Origin of the sequence: Streptomyces sp. SID14478, from assembly GCF_010548525.1 — a bacterium.
Lineage (GTDB): Bacteria > Actinomycetota > Actinomycetes > Streptomycetales > Streptomycetaceae > Streptomyces.
The window spans coordinates 1-1,908 of sequence record NZ_JAAGMG010001088.1; the positions used below are offsets into that span (position 1 = coordinate 1).

At 73.8% G+C, this 1,908-nt stretch carries 2 protein-coding genes; both read left to right on the top strand.

Translation table 11 applies throughout. The annotated features are described in order from the left end of the window. The coding region (locus tag G3I40_RS35415; RefSeq protein WP_164558944.1) for a DUF692 family multinuclear iron-containing protein at positions 1–1,114 on the top strand (1,114 nt) is incomplete at its 5' end. Between the two features lie 145 nt (positions 1,115–1,259). Next, positions 1,260–1,908, top strand: a 649-nt coding sequence (locus tag G3I40_RS35420) for a DUF4142 domain-containing protein (protein ID WP_164558945.1), incomplete at its 3' end; no start/stop codon positions are given.

The following is a 1,908-nucleotide window of genomic DNA, read 5'->3' on the forward strand; positions in this document are numbered from 1 at the left end:
CGAGCGACCGGACGAGCAGCGGCTCGCGGACCTCGCCGCGCGCGCCGAGGCGCTGGGCGCTCCGCTGGTCACCGAGCACATCGCGTTCGTCAGGGCCGGCGGCGAGCGCACCGCGTCGCCGCTCCTGGAGGCCGGGCACCTGCTGCCGGTGCCGCGCACCCGCGACGCGCTCGACGTGTTGTGCGAGAACGTCCGGATCGCGCAGGACGCGCTGCCCGTGCCGCTGGCCGTGGAGAACATCGCGGCCCTGTTCGGCTGGCCCGGCGAGGAGCTGTCCGAGGGGCAGTTCCTGTACGAACTGGTGGAGCGCACCGGCGTACGGCTGCTGATCGACGTGGCGAACCTGCACACGAACCACGTGAACCGGGGCGAGGATCCGGCGAAGGCGCTGGACGAACTGCCGGTCGAGGCGATCGCGTACGTGCACGTGGCGGGCGGTTTCGAGCGGGACGGCGTCTGGCACGACAGCCACGCCCACCCGGTGCCGCGACCGGTCCTCGACATCCTGTCCGACCTGGCGTCCCGCGTGACACCGCCCGGCGTCCTGCTGGAGCGTGACGAGAACTTCCCCGACGACGAAGGGGAGTTGGGCCGGGAGGTGGCAGCGATCCGGGAGACCGTGGCCGCCGCGACGCCCGCTCCGGCTCCTTCTCCGTCGGCGGCCACAACTCCCGTCCCCGGTGTGCCACTTGAGGAGCCGGTGCGGGAGCGGGTCGCTCTCGCGCAGGCCGCGCTGCTCTCCTCCCTCGTCGCGGGCACCCCCGCACCGGAGGGGTTCGACCGTGTGCGCCTCGCCGTGCAGAGCCGGGCCCTGGCGGGCAAGCGGGCCGACGTCGTCGCCAAGGTGGCGCCCGAGCTCCCCGGCATCCTGGGCCGCGACGCGTACCGCACGGCGTTCCTGGCGTACGCGGGGCGGCGGCCCATGACGGGCGGCTACCGGCGCGACGCGCTGGACTTCGCCGAGGACCTGCTGATCGGGCAGCGCGTCGACGAGCCGTTCGCCCGCAAGCAGCTGACCGACTGGTGGCTGGAGCGTTCGGGGCCCGCGCCGCTGGCGGGGCGCCCCGTGACACGGGCGCTGCGGGCGGCACGGTTCGCGCTGCGGCGGGGCTGACCGCGGTCCCGGCCGTACTGTCGCCTGCGGAGCGTGCGAAGCGCACAACCCCCGCGTGCGGTAAGGCGGTTGACGTAGTCGTGGCTGATGCCCGGCAGTGCGTGCCCGGGGCGCACTAGCGTGCGGCGGTGCACCAGGAGGCACCATGCGACTGCTCTTCTCCCCCCGCTCGACCGGCGGGGCCCGCATCAACGGCACGCTGCTCGTCGTCACGGGGCTCGTGGCGACGCTCGCCGCGCTCGTCTTCCCGATCTGGTCGTACGCCGACCGCTCGGGGACGGGCCTGGACACGCTCAACACCCAGACGGTGCCGACCAGATTCGGCCCGCTGTCGGCCACGGACCGGATCTTCGTCACGAAGGTGCGGCTCGCGGGGCTGTGGGAGCTGCCCGCCGGCCAGCAGGCCGAGGAGCGGGCGCCGAGCAAGGCGGTGGCGACGGCGGGCGAGCACCTCGTCGAGGGGCACACGTTCCTGGACGCGCGGGTGCGGGAGGTAGCGGCGCAGCTGAACCTGGAGCTGCCGAACCAGCCGAACGCGCAACAGCAGGGCTGGTTAAGGGAGTTGACGGCCGCGAAGGGCGCGGATTACGAGCGCAGGTTCGCCAACGTGCTGCGCGGCGCGCACGGTCAGGTCTTCTCCCTGGTGGCCCAGGTGCGCGCCTCGACCCGCAACTCGCTCGTCCGGGATCTCGCGGACGACGCGAACACCACCGTCCTCGACCACATCAAGGTCCTGGAGGCGACCGGCCTCGTCGACTTCGACGCGCTGGCCCGCGGCGCGGCCACCGCGAGCC